This is a genomic window from Rhizobacter sp. P3_C12, assembly GCF_056402735.1.
This window is the reverse complement of sequence record NZ_JBFUGW010000127.1, coordinates 1-18446: the sequence shown is the minus strand read 5'-3', so window position 1 is coordinate 18446 and position 18446 is coordinate 1. Positions and strand designations below refer to the sequence as shown.

Here is an 18446-nt window from a genome sequence, read left to right as displayed (position 1 = left end):
GCTACACGGTGTACCGCTGGGAGTGCGCGATCCGCTCGTCGGTCGTGCTGGGTTTCGTCGGCGCGGGCGGGCTGGGCCAGATGCTCGACAGCTCGGCGAAGATGTTCGCCGGCAGTGAGGTGAGCGCGATCCTGCTGGTGTTCGTCGTGCTGGTGTGGGCGAGCGATCGGGTCAGCGCGGTGTTGCGCCGGGTGATGGCATGACGCGCCCTGAACGGTCGTGGTCCGGGTGGCTGGTGCTGGCCGGCGTGCTGGCCCTGGTCGTGGCGAGTTTCGCGAGCCTGGGGCTGCACTGGCGAGAGTTCTTCGCGCCGTCCGAGCTCGTCAAGCTGGCCGGGTTCGGTGCCAGCTTCTTTCCGCCGGAGATGTCGCCTGCGTTCCTGCGGCGCACGCTGGAGGCGGCCGGCGAGACGATCGCGATGTCGCTGCTCGGCACGGTTCTCGCCGCGGCGGCGGGGGTGTGCATGGCGCTGCCGGCGAGCGCCCGCGGAGGGCGGGTGGTGGCGTTGCTGCACGGCGGTGCACGCCTGTTGCTGAACGCGCTGCGCTCGATCCCCGAGCTGGTGTGGGCCTCGCTGCTGCTGATCGCGGCCGGGCTGGGCCCGTTCCCCGGCACGCTGGCGCTGGCCTTGCACACGACCGGCGTGCTGGGCCGGTTGTTCGCCGAGAGCATCGAGAACGCGGCGCCCGGCCCGGCGCTCGCATTGCGCGTGCGCGGCGCTGGTCGCTTGCGCGTGTTCCTGTGGGCGACGCTGCCGCAGGTGCTGCCGCAACTGCTGTCGTACAGCCTCTACCGGTGGGAGAACAACATCCGCGCTGCGGCGGTGCTGGGCGTGGTGGGGGCGGGCGGCCTGGGCCAGATGCTGTACTACCACCTGGGCCTGTTCCAGATGCACGAGACCTGCACGGTGCTGCTCGCGATGATCGCGCTGGTGGCGATCGTCGATGCGGTGTCGTTTGCTGCACGGCTGGCGTTGAACCGCTGAATTCACTCGTCCGCAAGAGGTACATCGGGACCGGTTGACCTCACCCGGACCGGATTTCTACACTGCGCCGCAGCCTGAAAGGGCGAGCGATGTACGGTGGCAGCCGGTACTGTCTCTATCGATATGGAGAACTCATGCAGGATCTGACTCAAGAGGAAATCGACCAGGTATCTGGCGCAGGCGGAGTACGTGACAGCCTCATCGCCGGAGTGATCTGGAGTGGCATTGAGAAAGCGGCAGGTGCGTTGTCTCAGTTTGCGGGCAATGGTCAGCCGCCCAACTATGGGAACACGACCCCGATGGGTGACATGTTCTGATGAAAAAGGGGCTGGATGTTTTTCGTATCTCCGGCCCCATTTCGCTGGGCGCCATTCCCATTGCGATGTCAGTGCGTGCCTTTGTTGCCAACCTGCTTGTATGCCTGATTCCGGGTTTGATGATTGGCGGAGTTCTCAGCTTCGGTTTTTCTGCCTCGCCAGCTCCCGAGAGCGTCGAGATATTCAAATCGGATCACTGGCTGCGTGCGGTATTTCTGCTCTGCGTCTTTGCGCCTTTGGTCGAGAACTGCGTCCTGCTTTATCCGGCGCATCTCATTTCGCAAGCCGTTCGATCGCACTGGCTCGTTTGCGTGATTTCAGCAACGCCGCTGGTTCTGGCTCACGCCTACCCCGGCCGGTGGGAGAAATCCATCGCGGTCGCTTGGCCCTTCATCTGGTTGGYCCACTGCTTCTTCGTCTTGAAAGCGAAGGGCGTTCCGCTCCAATCGCGGTTCTGGTTCATCTTCGCCTTGCACGCCGGCGTGAACGCCGCACTTCTCGGTCTCGTTCACCTCGTCAACCTGATTTTTTGATCATTGCGCGCTGCCACACCGCGCGCCAAGCAAGAGAGAAGCACGTCACCGACCGAGCGCCCGAAGCACCTCGTAGCAAGCACCCATCGTGTCGGCATCCACCTTCCCCGCCGGGCTTTTCTCGTCGCCGAGCGGCCGGTTGTCCTGTGACAGGATCCGGTGCCATCCCCCGTGCGCGTGGTCGACGAAGTGCGCCCAGCTGTGCTCCCACAGGCGGTCGTACCAATCCCAGTAGCCGCCCTCGCCGGTGCGCACCGCCAGGCAGGCCGCGGCGGCCAGTGCCTCGGCCTGCACCGAGGCGTGCTTGTCATGGTCGACGACCGCGCGGTCTGCTGCGAAGCCGCAGAACAGCCCGCCGTGCTTCGCATCCCAGCCGTGCTGCGTCGCGGCCGTGAACAACTCGCGCGCCCGCGGCAGCAGCCAGTCGCTCGGCCGGTGCCGTTCCAGCGTCAGCAACAGCCTGGCCCAGGCCGCATGGTGTCCCGTCTGGAAGCCCCGCGGCCGGGAGCGGTGGTATGCGTTGTCGTCGTCGCCATGATCATCCCGGTCGATCGACCAGTCGAGCCGGTAGTGCTCCCAGACCAGCCCGTGCGACAGTGCCGCCAGCCGCTGCGTGACCGAGCGCGCGAGCGCCTCGGCGCGGTCGAGGAAGCGGCGCTCGCCGGTCGCCTCGAAGGCCGCCAGCATCGCCTGGCAGGCGCGCAGGTTCGCGTTCTGCCCGCGCCAGGGCGCGAGCTTCCACTCGGCACCCGCCTCGTCGGCATACAGCCCGTGCGCCGGCTCCCAGAAGTGCTGCTCCAGCAAGCCGAAGGTCTCGTGCAGCCCGAGCCGGGCGTCCTCGATGTCGGCCCTCAGTGCCTGCGCATGCGCCAGCAGCACGAAGGCGAGGCCCTCGCAGCGGTTCGTCGCGTCGAGCACGTCGCGCTCGCCGTAGTTGCCGCCGGCACCATGCCAGCGCACCTGCCACGCATAGCCGCCGGTGTCGGCGTCGCGGTGCGCATCACGCAGGAAACGCAGCCCGTGGCGCGTCGCCTCGCGCCATTCCGGGCGGCCGAAGTGCCGCGCCGCCATCGCATGGGTGACGACGCCGCACGCGCTGCCGATCAGCTCGCGCGTCTCGCGGTCGCCGACCGTGCCGTCGTCGCGGAAGAACTGGAAGAAGCCGCCGCTCGGGTCGCGGCTGCGGCCCTCGCGGAACGACATCGTGTCGAGGATGTGCCGGCGCAGGAAGTCGGGTGAGCGGAAGTCGATGATCGGTGTCATGCACTGCCTCCTCGCATCGTCCCTGCGGACGTCCGGTTGACATCACCCCACGCGGTTCACCCCAAGGTCTTCACCCCACGACGCGCTGCTCGCTCTTCGCGTCGAACAGGTGCGCATCCTCCGGCTGCCAGCGCAGGTGCACGCTGTCGCCCACATGCTGGTGCACCTTGCCGGCCACGCGCGCCGTCAGCTTGCCGACCGCCGTCTCGACCATCGCATAGGTCTCCGGCCCGGTCGGCTCCAGCATGCTGATCGTGCCCGCCAGGCCCTGCTCGGCGAACGACAGGCTCTCCGGCCGCAACCCGTAGCTGATGCCGGCGCCGTTGGCCGACTGCAGCGCGCCGCGCTGCGCATCGTTCAGCAGCAGCTCCACGCCCTTGGCGCTCAGCCCGTTGGCCGCACGCTCGCTGTCGATGATGTTCATCGCCGGCGAGCCGATGAACTCGGCGACGAAGCGGGTTGCCGGGCGCGAGTAGATGTCGTCGGGCGTGCCGAACTGCTGCACCAGGCCGTCGCGCATCACCGCGATGCGGTCGCCCAGCGTCATCGCCTCGACCTGGTCGTGCGTCACGTAGACGGTGGTGGTCGCGGTGCGCTGGTGCAGCAGCTTGATCTCGGCGCGCATCTCGACGCGCAGCTTCGCGTCGAGGTTGGACAGCGGCTCGTCGAACAGGAACAGCTTCGGGTTGCGCGCGAGCGCCCGGCCCATCGCGACACGCTGGCGCTGGCCGCCCGACAGCTGGCCCGGCTTGCGGTCGAGCAGGTGCTCGATCTGCAGCATCTTCGAGACGCGCTGGATCGCCTCCTGGCGCTGCGCCTTCGGCACGTTGCGCATCTCCAGGCCGAACGCGATGTTCTGCCCGACGTTCATGTTCGGGTACAGCGCGTAGCTCTGGAACACCATCGCGATGTCGCGGTCCTTGGGCAGCGCGTAGGTCACGTCGCGGTCGGCGATGTGGATGCTGCCCGAGGTGGGCGTGTCCAGCCCCGCGATCATCGACAGCAGCGTGCTCTTGCCGCAGCCGGACGGGCCGACCAGGATCAGGAACTCGCCGTTCTCGACCTCGATGTCGATGCCCTTGAGGATCTCCACCGGGCCGTAGCTCTTGCGGACGTTGCGAATTGAAAGTGCACCCATGACGTTTTCTCTTTGAAGCCCGGGCCGGTCAGCCCTTGACGGCGCCGGCGGTGAGGCCGCGCACGAAGTATTTGCCTGCGACGATGTAGACGAACAGCGTCGGCAGCGCAGCGATCATCGCGGCGGCCATGTCGACGTTGTATTCCTTCACCGCGCTCGAGGTGTTGGCCAGGTTGTTCAGGCCGACCGTGATCGGCTTCGACGCGCCGCCCGAGAACACCACGCCGAACAGGAAGTCGTTCCAGATGTTCGTGAACTGCCAGATCAGCGTGACCACCACGATCGGCGTCGACAGCGGCAGCACGATGCGCCAGAAGATGCGCCAGAAGCCCGCGCCGTCCAGCATCGCCGCCTTGATCAGCTCGTCGGGCAGGCCGACGTAGTAGTTGCGGAAGAACAGCGTCGTCGACGGCAGGCCGGCGATGATGTGCACCGCCACCAGCCCCCAGATCGAGCTCGCGATGCCGAACCAGCCCAGCACCTGCGACATCGGCAGCAGCACCACCTGCAGCGGCATGAACATGCCGAACAGCATCATCGCGAACATGAACTCGCTGCCGCGGAAGCGCCACTTGCTCAGCACGTAGCCGTTGATCGCGCCCAGCGTGGTCGACACCGCCACCGCCGGCACCACCATCAGCACCGAGTTGAAGAAGAACGGCTTCAGGCCGCCGCAATCGATGCCGGTGCAGGCGCTCGACCAGGCCTTGGCCCACGACGCGAAGCCGGGTGAGGAGGGCAGCGACAGCAGGTTGCCCTCGCGCACCTCGTTCATGTCCTTCAGCGAGGTCGTGAGCATCACGTACATCGGCATCAGGAAGACCACCGCGAACAGCAGCAGCACGGACCACAGCGCCGCGCGGTGCCAGTTGAATTTGTTTCCCATGTCTTGTTCTCTCGGCGGCCGCTCAGCGCTTGCTGCGCAGCTCGGAATAGAGGTAGGGCACGACCAGCGCCGCCACGGTGGCCAGCATGATCGTCGCGGACGCCGCGCCCAGGCCGATCTGGCCGCGCGAGAACGCCATCGTGTACATGAAGGTGGCCGGCATGTCGGTCGCGTAGCCGGGGCCGCCGGCGGTCAGCGCCATCACCAGGTCGAAGCTCTTGATCGCCAGGTGGCTCAGCACCATCAGCGTGCTGAAGAAGACCGGCCGCAGGCTCGGGATGATGATGCGCCAGTAGATGCGCGGCAGGCTCGCGCCGTCGATCTGCGCGGCCTTCAGGATCGAGTCGTCGATGCCGCGCAGGCCGGCCAGGAACAGCGCCATCACGAAGCCGGCACTCTGCCAGACGCCCGCGATGACCACGGTGTAGATCGCCATGTCGGGGTCGATCAGCCAGCTGAAATGGAAGTTCTCGAAGCCCCAGCCCTGCATGACCTTCTCGAGGCCGAGACCGGGGTTCAGGATCCACTTCCAGGCGGTGCCGGTGACGATGAAGCTCAACGCCATCGGGTAGAGGTAGATGGTGCGCAGCACCCCTTCGACGCGGATCTTCTGGTCGAGCAGGATGGCCAGCAGCAGGCCGATGGCCATGCCGAAGAAGATGAACAGGCCGCCGAAGATGCCGAGGTTCTTCAGCGCGACCCACCAGCGTTCGCTCTCGAACAGGTTGGTGTATTGCTGCAGCCCGATGAATTCATAGTTGGGCAGCAGGCGCGAGGCCGACACCGACAGGTAGCCGTTCCACGCGATCAGGCCGTAGATGAAGAAGAAGGCCAGCAGGAACGACGGTGCGACGACCAGCTTGGGCATCCACTGGCTGAGGCGTACGGAGGCGGAGGGTTTCATGGGCGGGCCAACCGGGGGCGGGACGCGAATGGTGCGCCATCCCCGTGCAACAGGAAGACGGCGCCCGAGTGGGGCGCCGTCCGAGACAGGGCCGAAGCCCTGACAACTACGCTGATTACTTCGTCTTGGCAGCAGCGACCAGGCGGTCCTGCGCCTGGGCCGACGTGATCTTCTCGTCGTTCCAGAACTGCGACACCACGTCCTTGATCGCGCCTTCGGCAGCCGACGGAACCGCCATGCCGTGGGCGATCGACGGGACCAGCGTGCCGGCCTTCGAGGTCGACACGAAGTCGGCTGCCGAGGTCTTCGCGCAATCGTCGAACTTCTTCAGGTCCATGCCCAGGCGAACCGGGATCGAGCCCTTGTTCAGGTTGAACACTTCCTGGAATTCCGGCGACATGATCGCGGTGGCCAGGTCCTGCTGGGCCTTCTGGTTGGCCGGATCCTTCAGCTTGAACAGCGCGAAGCTGTCGACGTTGTAGGTGTACGACTTCGCGGTGCCGGGGGCGGCCACGCAGGTGAAGTCCTTGCCCGGGACCTTGCCGGCGGCCAGGAACTCGCCCTTGGCCCAGTCGCCCATGATCTGCATGCCGGCCTCGCCCTTGATCACCATCGCGGTGGCCAGGTTCCAGTCGCGGCCCGGGGCGTTCTTGTCGGTGTAGCCCTTGACCTTGCGGAAGGTCGTCAGCACCTTGTCCATCGTCGCGCTCTTCAGCGAGCCGGCGTCGAGCTGCACCAGTGCCTTCTTGTAGAAGTCCGCACCGCCGACGCCCAGCGCGACCGCCTCGAACGTGGTGAAGTCCTGCCAGTTCTGGCCGCCGTGGGCGATCGGGATGATGCCGGCCTTCTTCAGCGCTTCAGCGGCGACGAAGAACTCGTCCCAGGTGGTCGGCACCTTGGCGCCGGCCTTCTTGAAGGCTTCCGGGTTGGCCCACAGCCAGTTCACGCGGTGCACGTTGACCGGCGCGGCGACGTAGTGGCCCTGGTACTTCAGGCCGTCGGCGATGGCCTTGGGCAGCAGGTCGTCCCACTTGTTGGCCTTGGCGACGTCGTCCATGTTGGCGAGCACGCCTTCCTTGGCCCATTCCTGGATCGACGGGCCCTTGATCTGCGCCGCGGCCGGGGCGTTGCCCGACACCACACGCGACTTCAGCACCGTCATCGCCGAATCGCCACCACCACCGGCGACCGCGAAGTCCTTCCAGGTGTGGCCCTTCGATTGCATCGTGGCCTTCAGTTCGGCGGCCGCCTTGGCTTCGCCGCCCGAGGTCCACCAGTGCAGGACTTCCACCTCACCGGCTTGCGCCAGCGTGGCAGTCATCAGGCCGGCGGCCATCATCGCGAGGCTCAAGCCGCGCACGGTACGTTGGGAAATCGACATGCATGTCTCCTGGGGGTCAGAGTTATGGAGCCTGACGTATCAAGCGGTGGCGATGTTAATGTTTCATTAATGTCCTAACAATAGAACATGAACCTAGGACTTACCCGTGGTCACGCCGGTCACGCACAATCGCGAGCCTCATGAACGCGCCTTCCCACTCGCCCGCCCGGTTCGACCGCCTCGACGCGCTGCGTGCGGTCGCCATCCTGTGGATGGCCGCGTTCCATTTCTGCTTCGACCTGAACTACTACCACTTCATCCGCCAGAGCTTCACGTCGGACCCGATCTGGCTCACCCAGCGCACCTGCATCGTCACGCTGTTCCTGTTCTGCGCCGGCTTCGGGCAGGCGGTGGCCTGGGAGCAGGGCCAGGGCTGGCCGCGCTTCTGGCGCCGCTGGGCGCAGGTGGCGGGCTGCGCGCTGCTGGTGAGCGCGGGCTCGTACCTGATGTTCCCGCGCAGCTTCATCTACTTCGGCGTGCTGCACGGCATCGCGGTGATGCTGGTCATCACGCGCGTCACCGCGAATGCGGGGCGCTGGCTGTGGCTGATGGGCGCCATCGCGATCGCGCTGCCGCGGCTGGTGCAGCACCCGTGGTTCGACACCCGGCTGACGAACTGGATCGGCCTGATCACGCACAAGCCGGTGACCGAGGACTACGTGCCGCTGCTGCCGTGGATCGGCGTGATGTGGTGGGGCCTGGCCGCCGGGCAATGGGTGCTCGCGAACCGCCGCGACTGGGTCACCGGCGCGCTGCCGAAGGCGCTGCATCCGTTCGCGGTGCTCGGGCGCTGGTCGCTGAGCTTCTACATGGTCCACCAGCCGGTGCTGATCGGCCTGCTGCTGCTCGCGACGATGCTGCGCCGCTAGGCCCGTCAACGCGATGGGAAGCCGCAACCTGTGATACACAGCAGGTTCGCTCTCCGCCGCGTCCGTCGGCGGTTTGGTCACGATGGTCCAACAGACGCCGTCCGTTGACCTCTGCAGTCCTGGAGGCAGTCGAGAAGGCGCGCATCGGAGAACGGATGACGCGTTTGTCGGTTCAGCAGCTCGCGACCGCGGGCTTTGTCGTCGCTGTGGCGGCCATCCTCACGCTGGCAGGCATCGGGTGGAACTTCGCACGCCAGACGCTCGAGGCGTCGGCCTTCGTGGGCCACACGCACCAGGTGATCAGCGTGACATCCGACATCCAGTCGGACATCTACCGCGCCGAGGCGGCCCAGCGGGCCTTCCTCGCGACCCGCAACCCGGTCTACATCGAGGAGCGCGACGCCACGCTCGCCGTCATCGACACCGGCCTGCGCCAGTTCGCGTGGCTCACCGCCGACAACCCGCGGCAGCAGGTGCGCATGTCGGAGCTGCGCGGCGAGGTCGCGGCGCGCGTGCAGACCTTCCACGAGAACGAGGTGCAGGTGCCGAACGAGTCGCCGCAGGCACTCGACGAACGCCTCAGCCGGGGCGTGCGGCGGCTGGAGCGCATCCGCGCGCTGCTGGACCAGATCAACACCGAGGAGCGGCGCCTGCTGTCCGAGCGCGAGGGCGTCGAGGACCAGCGCTCGCAGTCGACCGTCACCACCTTCGTCGCGTTCCTGGCCACGCTCGTGCTGTTGCTGGGCGTGATCGCGTGGCGGCTGCGGCGCGACTGGGCGGCGCGCCAGCAAGCCGAGCAGGCCGTGGCCGAGGAGCGGCGCTACGACGCGCTGCATGCCCGCGCGCTGACGCTCTACAACGCGCAATCCACGCGCGAGCTGGTGCTGGCCGAGACGCTGGCGCTGATCGGCGAGAACCCGCTGTTCCCGGTGGCGGTGTTCTACGAACACGAGGAATGGGGCGGCGTGCTGCGCGCGGTGGCGCGGCACCAGGCGCCGGCCGACCTGAAGGGCGTGCTGCGCATCGACGACGGCCCGGTCGGCGCGGTGGCGCGCAGCGGCCAGCCGGCCTACTTCGACCGCTTCGATGCGGAAAGCGGCCTGCGCATCGAGACCGGCCTGGCCACGCTGCACCCCGCCGCGCTGCTGATCTGCCCGGTCAGCTACCAGGGGCGGCTGATCGGCGTGCTGGCGCTGGCCGCCTCGGCACCGCTGTCGGCGCGCGACCGCGGCTTCATCGAGCGCCTGTGCGCGCAGTTCGCGGTGGCGCTGCACAACCTCGGCCAGCTGCAGGAGCTGAACCTGCTGGCCGAGCAGCTGCGCGTGCGCGGCGAGGACATCCAGCTCAAGAACGCCGAGCTGGAAAAGGCCAACCGCATGAAGAGCGAGTTCCTCGCCAACATGTCGCACGAGCTGCGCACGCCGCTGAACGCGGTGATCGGCTTCTCGGGCCTGATGAAGGACGGCCTGGCCGGCGACATGAACGCCGAGCAGCTGGAGTACACGAACGACATCCACGTCAGCGGCAGGCACCTGCTGAGCCTGATCAACGACATCCTCGACCTGTCGAAGGTCGAGTCGGGCCACATGCCGCTCGAGCTGGGCGCGGCCGAGCCGTCGCACATCATGACGAGCGCGGTCTCGCTGATGCGCGAGAAGGCGGCCACGCAGCGGCTGCGTCTGAACGCGGTGTGCGCGCCCGACATGGGCAGCCTGCAGCTGGACCTGCGCAAGTCGAAGCAGATCGTCTTCAACCTGCTGTCCAACGCGATCAAGTTCACGCCCGAGGGCGGCGTGGTCACGCTGTCGATGAAGCGGGTGGCGCGCGCCGATGTCGACGGCGTGCTCGAGGCGCAGGACACGCGGATGTTCCGGCCGACCGAGCGCACGCTGCCGTCGTTCCTGGAGATCCGCGTCGAGGACTCCGGCATCGGCATCGCGCCCGACGGCATCCTGCGGCTGTTCCAGCCCTTCGTGCAGATCGATTCGTCGCTGTCGCGCGAGTACGAGGGCACCGGCCTCGGGCTGATGATGGTCAAGCGGCTGGTCGAACTGCATGGCGGCGGGCTGATGCTGCGCAGCACGCCGAACGCCGGCACGACCTTCGCGGTCTGGCTGCCGTGGCGGCCGGCCGGCGAGGAAGCGCAGCAGGCGCCGCGCGACGAGCTGCCGGCCGGGCTGCCCTCAGCCAATGGCACGCCGCGCGAAGCCGGGCCCGACGCACCGCTGATCCTCGTCGTCGAGGACGACCCGCGCACCGCGACGCTGGTGCGCGCGCAACTGGAATCCAACGGCTACCGCGTCGAGGTCGCGCGCAGTGCCGAGGACGGCCTGGCACGGGCCGCGCAGCTGCTGCCGGCCGCGCTGTTGCTCGACATCATCCTGCCCGGCCGCGACGGCTGGGACCTGCTGTCGCAGCTGAAGGAGCAGGTGCAGACGCAGCACATCCCGGTCGTCATCGTGTCGATCACCGCCGAGGCGCGGCGCGGCTTCGCGCTCGGCGCATCGCAAGTGCTGACCAAACCGGTCTCGAAGGACGACCTGCTGGCCGCGCTGGCGGCGGTCGGCCTGGACGGGCAGCTGCCTGCCGCGCGCGTGCTGGTGGTGGACGACGACCCGAAGGCCGTCACGCTGGTCGGCAAGCACCTGCAGTCGGCCGGCTTCGTGCCGATGCTGGCCTACAGCGGCCGCGAGGCGCTGGAGGTGGTGCGCCAGCAGCGGCCGGCGCTGATCGTGCTCGACCTGATGATGCCGCAGCTGTCGGGCTTCGACGTGATCGAGGCGCTGCGCGGGCGCAGCGACACCGCCGACATCCCGATCATCGTGCTGACCGCCAAGCTGCTGACCGTGCAGGACCGGGCGCTGCTGAGCGGGCGGGTGCAGCAGGTGATGGAGAAATCGGAGTTCCAGCCGGCCAGCCTGCTGGCCGAGGTGAAGCGGGCTCTGGCCAAGGGACGGCAGCGACGGTCATGACCGGGAGCAACGGCACCTCACCCTCGATCCTGGTCGTCGACGACAACGCGGCCAACCTGAGGCTGTACCGTGCGACCTTGCAGGACGTGGGGGCTGAGATCCACACCGTCGACCGCGGCGAACTCGCACTCGAGCGCTTCGCGCAGCGCTCGTCGTGGGCGATGGTGCTGCTCGACGTGCACCTGGCCGGCATCAGCGGCTTCGACGTCGCGCGCCGGCTGCGCGAGCTGCCCGGCGGTGCCGACGTGCCGATCGTGTTCGTCTCGGCGATCTACACGCACGAGGCCGACACCTTCGCCGGCTACCGCATCGGCGCGGTCGACTACATCCTGTCGCCGGTGGTGCCGGAGATCCTGCGCGCCAAGGTCGCGGTGTTCGTGCGGCTGCACCGCATGCGCCGCGAGGCCGAGGCCCAGTCGATCGCGATGGAGCGCGCCTACCGCGAGCTGCGCAGCGCCCATGCCGAGATGGAGGCGTTCAGCTACTCGGTGTCGCACGACCTGCGCACGCCGCTCGGGCAGATCGCCGGCTTCGCGCAGCTGCTGCAGCAGGGGCACGGGCATTCGCTGGATGCGAAGGGGCAGGGCTTCCTCGGCCACATCCAGGGCGCGGCCCAGCGCATGAACCGGCTGATCGACGACATGCTGGTGCTGGCGCGCATGACGCGCACCGAGCTGCAGTCGGAGCCGGTCGACCTGTCGGCGATGGCCGGCGAGATCGTCGGCGAGTTGGCGCAGGCGCAGCCGGACCGTCACGTGGCCTGGCGCCACGACGACGGGCTGACGGCGCAGGGCGACCCCGGCCTGCTGCGGGTCGCGCTGTCGAACCTGCTCGGCAATGCGTGGAAGTACAGCGCCGTGGCACCGGCCCCGCAGATCGAGTTCCGGCGCGCCGGGGCGCAGGGCGATGCCGGAGATGCCGCCTTCTGCGTGCGCGACAACGGCGCCGGCTTCGATGCCGCGGCGGCCGGCGAGCGGCTGTTCCGGCCGTTCCAGCGCTTCCACCCCGGCTCGCAGTTCCCGGGCAATGGCGTGGGCCTGGCGATCGCGCAGCGGGTGGTGACCAAGCACGGCGGGCGCATCTGGGTCGAATCGGCACCGGGCCGGGGCGCCAGCTTCTATTTCACGCTGCCGCCGCTGCCGGCGGCGCACGAACACGCCTGACGAAGGCGCAAGGCGAGGAAAAAACCATGGCACGCATCCTGGTCGTCGAGGACAACGCACAGAACCGCAAGCTGGCGCAGCTGGTGCTGCAGAAGGGCGGGCACGAGGTGATCTGCGCCGAGGGGGGCGAGGAAGGCGTGCGGCTGGCCCGCGAGCACCTGCCCGAGCTGGTGCTGATGGACATCCAGATGCCGGGCATGGACGGGCTGGAGGCGACGCGGCTGCTGCGCGCCGATGCGGCGACGGCCGGCCTGAAGATCATCGCGCTGACCGCGCTCGCGATGAAGGGCGACGAGGAGCGCATCCTGCAGTCGGGCTTCGATGCCTACCTGGCCAAGCCCTTCGACTACGCCGAACTGGTCGGGCTGGTGCAGCGCCACCTCGCCTGACGCCGCGCGGCCGGGAGGCACAATCCCGGCATGAGCAACAAGATCCTGTTCGGCTTCCACGCCGTCACGGTGCGGCTGAAGACCGCGCCGAAGTCCATCCTCGAGATCCACGTCGACGCGAGCCGCCGCGACCAGCGCATGCGCCAGTTCGTCGAGCGGGTGAAGGAGGCTGGCGCCAAGCTGGTCGACAGCGACGACGACCGCCTGCAGAAGATGTGCGGCACGCACCGCCACCAGGGCGTGGTCGCCCGCGTCGAGGCGATGGCGATGAGCCATTCGCTGGACGACACGCTCGACGCCGTCGAGGAAGTCCCGCTGCTGCTGGTGCTCGACGGCATCACCGACCCGCACAACCTGGGCGCCTGCCTGCGCGTCGCCGACGGCGCCGGCGCGCATGCGGTGATCGCCCCGAAAGACCATGCGGTCGGCATCAACGCCACCGTCTCCAAGGTGGCCAGCGGTGCTGCCGACACGGTGCCGTACTTCATGGTCACCAACCTGGCACGGACCTTGAATGAGCTGAAGGAGCGCGACATCCTGGTCGTCGGCACGTCGGATGACGCACAGCAGTCGTTGTACGACATCGACCTGACCCGGCCGGTCGCGCTGGTGCTCGGCGCCGAAGGCAGCGGCATGCGGCAGTTGACCGGCAAGACCTGCGACGTGCTGGTGCGGCTGCCGATGCGCGGTGCGGTCGAGAGCCTGAACGTCTCGGTGGCCAGCGGCATCTGCCTGTACGAGGCGGTGCGCCAGCGGCTGAAGCAGGAGGACTGAACCATGCCGACGATTGCCGTCAACCACCCGCTGGTGCGCCACAAGATCGGCCTGCTGCGCGAGGCCGAGATCTCGACCAAGAAATTCCGCGAGCTGACGAACGAGCTGGCCCGGCTGCTCGCGTACGAGGCCACGGCCGACTGGCCTTTGACCAAGACGACGATCGAATGCTGGAGCGGCCCGGTCGAGATCGACCAGATCAGCGGCCGCAAGGTGACGGTGGTGCCGATCCTGCGCGCCGGCCTCGGCATGCTCGATGGCGTGCTCGACATGATCCCGAACGCGAAGGTCAGCGTGGTCGGCCTGTCGCGCAACCACGAGACGCTGCAGCCGGAGCACTACTTCGAGAACCTCGTCGGCCACCTCGACGAGCGCACCGCGCTGATCATCGACCCGATGCTGGCCACCGCCGGCTCGATGATCGCGACCATCGACCTGCTGAAGCGCCGCGGCTGCACCGACATCCGCGCGCTGGTGCTGGTGGCGGCGCCGGAAGGCGTCGCTGCACTGCAGCAAGCCCACCCCGATGTGCGCTGCTGGACGGCCGCCATCGACAGCCACCTCAACGAGCTGGGCTACATCATTCCGGGCCTCGGCGACGCCGGCGACAAGATCTTCGGAACCAAGTGAATTCGCGGCCTGCAGCGTGCTGCGGTGCCGCATGAATGTTCGTTGGATATCCCTATTGCTCGGAGCTAGTTCACCAAAGCGTCACCGGTTGGGGCCACACTCTGCGCTTGTGTTGAGCACAGTGTGACCGTGGAGACACCGTCCTTAACGGTGGAGCGACGTTGACTGACATTCAGACCCTTGAAGTACCGCTGTTCGAACCCTATCGTCTGTCGGTGACCCGAGGGAGACCCCCGATGAAGAGCCCATTTCGTTTCTGGATGACCGGTGGCATTGCGATGATCGTCGCAGCCCTGGGTGGTACCCGCGCATTCGGTGCGGAAGAGCGCCTGACGCGTGCGAGCGTCAGCCGATTCGGCGTGACCGAGACGGTGCAGCGCATCGAGGCCTGTGCCGAGCGGCACGGCATGCCGGTGCTGGTGCGGCTGCAGCAGAGCGTCGGCGAGGACAACGAGCGCCAGCGCCTGGTGATCGTCTTCGAATCGACGCAGGGCGGCACGCCGGTGCTGATGACCAGCTCCGATGCATCGCCCGACCTGCTGCTGCGCGTCGTGGTGCAGCGTGGCGCGAACGGCAGCACCGAGGTGATGTGGCGCGGCGCGGCGCTCGACGAACTGCCCGACGGGCTGTCGCCGGAACTGCTGCACGACCTGGCCGACCTGCCGGCGCTGGTGGCCGAAGCGCTGTCCTGATCCAGGTCCAGGTCCAGCCTCAGATCCAACCCAGCGCGCCGACCACCGCGCCGAGCGCCACCATCCACAGCGGGCTCAGGCGCGTCTTCAGCATCACCGCGATCGTCACGCCGATCAGCACGATCGCGCCGATCTGGTCGCGCACCGGGTCGGCGAGGATCCAGCCGGTGGCCAGCAGCAGGCCGAGCGTCAACGGCGCGAGGCCGGTCTTGAAGGCCCGCACGCCCAGCGTCTCGCGCCGCGAATGGCCCCAGCGCGTGGCCCACAGCGCGAGCGTGGTCGACGGCAGCATGATGCCCAGCAGCGTGACCGCCGCGCCCGCGAGCCCCGCCGCATTGAAGCCGAGCACCGCGACGAACAGCACGTTGGGCCCCGGCGCCGCCTGCGCCAGCGCGACCGACGCGGTGAACAGGTCGTCGCTCAGCCAGTGCCGCTCGCCGACCAGGTAGCGGTGCATGTCGGGCGCGGTGGTGATCGCGCCGCCGACGGCCAGCAGGCTCAGCATCAGGAAGTGGCTGAACAGTGCGAACAAGTCGCCGGCCGTGAGCCCGTGCAGGTCGAACAGGCTCACCGCCGCAGCCTCCACCACGCCGCCGCGATGCCGACCGAGCCCAGCCCCGCCAGCACCCACACCAGCGGCCAGCGCATCAGCGCGACCATCACGAAGGTGCAGGCGCCGATCGCGAGGCTGAGCGGCAGGCCCATCTCGTTGCGCTTCAGGCTGGTCGCGAGCTTCAGGCCTGTCGCGATGATCAGCCCGGCCGAGACCGCGCCCATGCCGCGCAGGGCGCCGCTGACCAGCGGCTGCTGCGCGGCCCGTGCGTACAGCGCGGCCAGCACCAGCACGATGACGAGCGGCGCGAGCATCATGCCGGCCAGCGCGGTGAACGCGCCGCGCAGCCCGAAGAAGCGGTCGCCGATCATCAGCGACAGGTTCACGATGTTCGGCCCCGGCAGCACCTGGGCGACCGACAGGATCTCGACGAACTCGTCGCGGTCGAGCCAGCGCTCGCGCTCCACCAGCTCGCGCTGCGCCACCGCCAGCACGCCGCCGAAGCCCTGCAGCGCGAGGCGGTTGAAGACGCGGAACAGCTCGCCGAGCGAGCCCGGCTGGCGCGGTTCCGGTGTCGGCTCGCTCAACGGATGACCCGCAGCGCTTCCGGGTTGACCAGTTGCGTCGGCGTGCCGTTGATGAAGTTGATGACGTTGTCGAAGGCCGCGCTGAAGTACAGCTCGTAGCTGTCCTGCTCCACGTAGCCGATGTGCGGGGTGCACACCGCGTTCTCGAGGCGCAGCAGCGGGTGGCCCTGCAGGATCGGCTCGCTCTCGAACACGTCGACCGCCGCCATGCCGGGCTTGCCGCGGTTCAGCGCCGAGACCAGCGCGCCTTCCTCGACCAGCTCGGCGCGCGAGGTGTTGACCAGCAGTGCGGTCGGCTTCATGCGGGCGAGGTCGTCGGTGGTCACGATGCCGCGCGTCGCGTCGACCAGCCGCAGGTGCAGCGACAGCACGTCGCAGGCCTCGAAGAAGGCCTCGCGCGATTCGGCGGCCTGGTGGCCGTCGGTGCGCGCCTTCTCGCGCGAGGCCTCGCTGCCCCACACCAGCACCTGCATGCCGAAGGCACGGCCGTAGCCGGCCACCAGCTGCCCGATCTTGCCGTAGCCCCACAGGCCGAGCGTCTTGCCCTTGAGCACCATGCCAAGGCCGAAGTTGGCCGGCATCGAGGCGGCCTTCAAGCCCGACTGCTGCCACGCGCCGTGCTTCAGGTTGCCGATGTACTGCGGCAGCCGGCGCATCGCCGACATGATCAGCGCCCAGGTCAGCTCGGCCGGTGCGACCGGCGAGCCGACGCCTTCGGCCACCGCGATGCCCAGGCGCGTGCAGGTCTCGAGGTCGACGTGCGAGCCGACGCGCCCGGTCTGCGAGATCAGCTTGAGCTTGGGCAGCTTCTCGAGCAGCTGGCGCGGGAACTGGGTGCGTTCGCGGATCAGCACCAGCACTTCGGCGTCGCGCAGGCGCACCGCCAGCTGGCCGATGCCCTTGACGGTGTTGGTGAACACCTTGGCATTCAAGTGCTCCAGGCGCCGGGCGCACCTGAGCTTGCGGACCGCATCTTGGTAGTCGTCGAGGATGATGATGTTCACGGCTTTGATTGTGCATGCTCGCCAGCAGGAAGCGGCGAGGACGGCTAGCATCCGGCCCCACACCCCTTCTCACACAACCTCCGGAGACCGCAATGCCCCTCACCATGTACTCGGCCAGCGTGCCGATCTTCCTGCGCAGCCTCGACAACGTCGGCAAGTGGCTGGACAAGGCCGAAGCGTGCGCGCAGGCGAAGAAGTTCGACGTCGCGGTGCTGCTCGGCACGCGCCTGGCGCCCGACATGCTGCCGTTCACCCGGCAGGTGCAGCTGACCAGCGATGCGGCCAAGTTCGCCGCGGCCCGGCTGGCCGGCATCGAGGCGCCGAAGTTCGACGACGTGGAGACGACGCTGCCCGAGCTGCGCGAGCGCATCGCGAAGACGGTGGCCTTCCTGGAGTCGGTGCCGGCCGAGAAGATCATCGGCAGCGACGACCGGGACGTGACGATCCCGCGCCGCGACGGCCCGCTGACGCTGAAGGGCGAGGTCTACCTGCGCACCTTCGTGCTGCCGAACTTCTTCTTCCACGCGACGACCATTTATGCGCTGCTGCGCCACAACGGCGTCGAGTTGGGGAAGAGTGATTACCTGGGGCCGCTCGGCGGCTGAATCGGCAGGCCTACAGCGGCACGAATTCGGTGTCGCGGCCGGCCATCGGGAAGGCGGCGTCGAGTTGGCGGCGTACCGCCTTGCATTGTTCTGGCGGCAGAACGGCGAGCAGCGTTTCGCTCAGTTCGAGCAGCTCGCCGATGTCGCCCGCGATGCGCAGCTGGCGCTGCAGCAGCGCGGCCGAAGCGCCCTGCAGGCCCGAGGCCGATTCCATGAAGCACTGCTTCATCTCGACGAACACGCGCCGCGCGGCCACACGGGCCAGCCGCTCATGGGGCATCCCGGGGATGTTCTGCAGCGCGGTGGCGTCGAGGTCGAACGAAAGGCGTGCGTTTTTCATGGCGGTGGGCGTGTGACTCACGTGCATGGCTTTCGGCCGGCGCGTGTTCAGGTGTAGATCCGCTGGCATTCTGTACAGGGTGCCGTGCCGCAGATCGCACGAAATGAGGCACTTCTGCCGGCTGTTCATCGAGGCCGGCTACGCTGAGCCGCCACGAACGAGAAGGATCGAACGATGAAATGGCTGAAGCGCGGGTTCCTGGGGCTCGCGATCGGGCTGCTGCTGGCGACGGCCCTGCTCGGGCTGTATGCCTGGCGCACGCTGCCGGAGCTCGACGGCGCGCAGAGCGTCGACGGGCTGCGCGGCGAGGTGCGCATCGAGCGCGACACGCAGGGCGTGCCGACCATCCACGCGGCGTCGCGCGAGGACGCGATGTTCGGCCTCGGCTTCGCCCATGCGCAGGACCGGCTGTGGCAGCTGGAGACGCACCGCCGCATCGGTGCCGGCCGGCTGGCCGAGGC

At 68.2% G+C, this 18446-nt stretch carries 22 protein-coding genes; 13 read left to right on the top strand and 9 right to left on the bottom strand.

The genetic code is table 11. From position 1 onward, the window contains the following. From AC1DXV_RS19365 to AC1DXV_RS19350, 4 genes are all read left to right on the top strand, one after another. The coding region (locus AC1DXV_RS19365) for a PhnE/PtxC family ABC transporter permease (RefSeq protein WP_477935034.1) at nt 1–203 on the top strand (203 nt) is incomplete at its 5' end. Further along, nucleotides 200–985, top strand: coding sequence for a phosphonate ABC transporter, permease protein PhnE (phnE, locus tag AC1DXV_RS19360; RefSeq protein ID WP_477866817.1), 786 nt, complete (start codon nt 200–202; stop codon nt 983–985). The genes AC1DXV_RS19365 and phnE, both read left to right, overlap by 4 nt. A gap of 134 nt (nt 986–1119) precedes the next feature. Next, nucleotides 1120–1302, top strand: a complete 183-nt coding sequence (locus tag AC1DXV_RS19355) for a hypothetical protein (protein ID WP_477866819.1) — start codon at nt 1120–1122, stop codon at nt 1300–1302. Next, nucleotides 1302–1835 (top strand): hypothetical protein, encoded by a 534-nt coding sequence (locus AC1DXV_RS19350; RefSeq protein WP_477935032.1) that lies wholly within the window; start codon nt 1302–1304, stop codon nt 1833–1835. The genes AC1DXV_RS19355 and AC1DXV_RS19350 overlap by 1 nt, the downstream gene beginning before the upstream one ends. A 45-nt stretch (nt 1836–1880) precedes the next feature. Here the strand turns inward: AC1DXV_RS19350 and AC1DXV_RS19345 are convergent, their stop codons facing one another. The 5 genes from AC1DXV_RS19345 to AC1DXV_RS19325 form a co-directional block, all read right to left on the bottom strand. Further along, a complete protein-coding gene (locus AC1DXV_RS19345) occupies nt 1881–3098 on the bottom strand; it encodes an AGE family epimerase/isomerase (protein ID WP_477866823.1) in 1218 nt (405 codons plus the stop codon). Between the two features lie 70 nt (nt 3099–3168). Beyond that, entirely contained in the window at nt 3169–4236 is a 1068-nt protein-coding gene (locus AC1DXV_RS19340; RefSeq protein WP_477935030.1) for an ABC transporter ATP-binding protein, read from the bottom strand. Nucleotides 4237–4264: 28 nt separating this feature from the next. Beyond that, on the bottom strand, nt 4265–5122 hold the full coding sequence (locus AC1DXV_RS19335; RefSeq protein ID WP_477866827.1) for a carbohydrate ABC transporter permease: 858 nt from the start codon (nt 5120–5122) through the stop codon (nt 4265–4267). A gap of 22 nt (nt 5123–5144) precedes the next feature. Then, entirely contained in the window at nt 5145–6026 is an 882-nt protein-coding gene (locus tag AC1DXV_RS19330; RefSeq protein WP_477866829.1) for a carbohydrate ABC transporter permease, read from the bottom strand. Between the two features lie 115 nt (nt 6027–6141). Next, nucleotides 6142–7365, bottom strand: coding sequence for an ABC transporter substrate-binding protein (locus AC1DXV_RS19325; RefSeq protein ID WP_047513502.1), 1224 nt, complete (start codon nt 7363–7365; stop codon nt 6142–6144). A 182-nt stretch (nt 7366–7547) separates the two neighbouring features. On the opposite strand from AC1DXV_RS19325, the gene AC1DXV_RS19320 reads away from it, so the two are divergent. From AC1DXV_RS19320 to AC1DXV_RS19290, 7 genes are all read left to right on the top strand, one after another. Beyond that, the gene (locus AC1DXV_RS19320; protein ID WP_477871441.1) at nt 7548–8276 is read left to right on the top strand and encodes an acetyltransferase domain-containing protein; all 729 of its coding nucleotides are present in this window, start codon (nt 7548–7550) and stop codon (nt 8274–8276) included. Between the two features lie 155 nt (nt 8277–8431). After that, entirely contained in the window at nt 8432–11248 is a 2817-nt protein-coding gene (locus AC1DXV_RS19315) for a response regulator (protein ID WP_477935028.1), read from the top strand. Further along, on the top strand, nt 11245–12411 hold the full coding sequence (locus AC1DXV_RS19310; protein WP_477872101.1) for a sensor histidine kinase: 1167 nt from the start codon (nt 11245–11247) through the stop codon (nt 12409–12411). The genes AC1DXV_RS19315 and AC1DXV_RS19310 overlap by 4 nt, the downstream gene beginning before the upstream one ends. 26 nt (nt 12412–12437) lie before the next feature. Beyond that, nucleotides 12438–12800, top strand: coding sequence for a response regulator (locus tag AC1DXV_RS19305; RefSeq protein ID WP_477872103.1), 363 nt, complete (start codon nt 12438–12440; stop codon nt 12798–12800). 30 nt (nt 12801–12830) lie between these two features. Next, a complete protein-coding gene (gene rlmB / locus AC1DXV_RS19300) occupies nt 12831–13574 on the top strand; it encodes a 23S rRNA (guanosine(2251)-2'-O)-methyltransferase RlmB (RefSeq protein WP_477872105.1) in 744 nt (247 codons plus the stop codon). Nucleotides 13575–13577: 3 nt separating this feature from the next. Then, nucleotides 13578–14204 carry a uracil phosphoribosyltransferase gene (gene upp / locus AC1DXV_RS19295; RefSeq protein ID WP_047513330.1) on the top strand — a complete coding sequence of 209 codons (627 nt, stop codon included), beginning with the start codon at nt 13578–13580 and terminating at the stop codon, nt 14202–14204. A 236-nt stretch (nt 14205–14440) separates the two neighbouring features. Beyond that, a complete protein-coding gene (locus AC1DXV_RS19290) occupies nt 14441–14896 on the top strand; it encodes a DUF302 domain-containing protein (RefSeq protein WP_477870298.1) in 456 nt (151 codons plus the stop codon). A gap of 19 nt (nt 14897–14915) precedes the next feature. Here AC1DXV_RS19290 and AC1DXV_RS19285 read toward each other — a convergent pair whose 3' ends face one another. From AC1DXV_RS19285 to AC1DXV_RS19275, 3 genes are read right to left on the bottom strand one after another with little or no spacing between them, the layout of a single operon-like run. Beyond that, entirely contained in the window at nt 14916–15467 is a 552-nt protein-coding gene (locus tag AC1DXV_RS19285) for a chromate transporter (RefSeq protein ID WP_477870300.1), read from the bottom strand. Then, complete coding sequence (locus AC1DXV_RS19280; protein ID WP_477935026.1) at nt 15464–16036, bottom strand: chromate transporter; 573 nt, start codon at nt 16034–16036, stop codon at nt 15464–15466. Before AC1DXV_RS19280 ends, AC1DXV_RS19285 begins: the two co-directional genes overlap by 4 nt. Then, entirely contained in the window at nt 16033–17040 is a 1008-nt protein-coding gene (locus AC1DXV_RS19275; RefSeq protein ID WP_477870304.1) for a D-2-hydroxyacid dehydrogenase family protein, read from the bottom strand. The genes AC1DXV_RS19280 and AC1DXV_RS19275 overlap by 4 nt, the downstream gene beginning before the upstream one ends. Before the next feature lie 92 nt (nt 17041–17132). Here AC1DXV_RS19275 and AC1DXV_RS19270 point away from each other — a divergent pair, with 92 nt between their 5' ends. Beyond that, nucleotides 17133–17645 carry a DUF1993 domain-containing protein gene (locus AC1DXV_RS19270; protein ID WP_477870306.1) on the top strand — a complete coding sequence of 171 codons (513 nt, stop codon included), beginning with the start codon at nt 17133–17135 and terminating at the stop codon, nt 17643–17645. A gap of 10 nt (nt 17646–17655) precedes the next feature. On the opposite strand, the gene AC1DXV_RS19265 is transcribed toward AC1DXV_RS19270, so the two are convergent. Beyond that, entirely contained in the window at nt 17656–18114 is a 459-nt protein-coding gene (locus AC1DXV_RS19265; protein WP_477870307.1) for a hypothetical protein, read from the bottom strand. Between the two features lie 45 nt (nt 18115–18159). Here AC1DXV_RS19265 and AC1DXV_RS19260 point away from each other — a divergent pair. After that, on the top strand, nt 18160–18446 hold a 287-nt coding region (locus tag AC1DXV_RS19260), incomplete at its 3' end, for a penicillin acylase family protein (protein ID WP_477935024.1).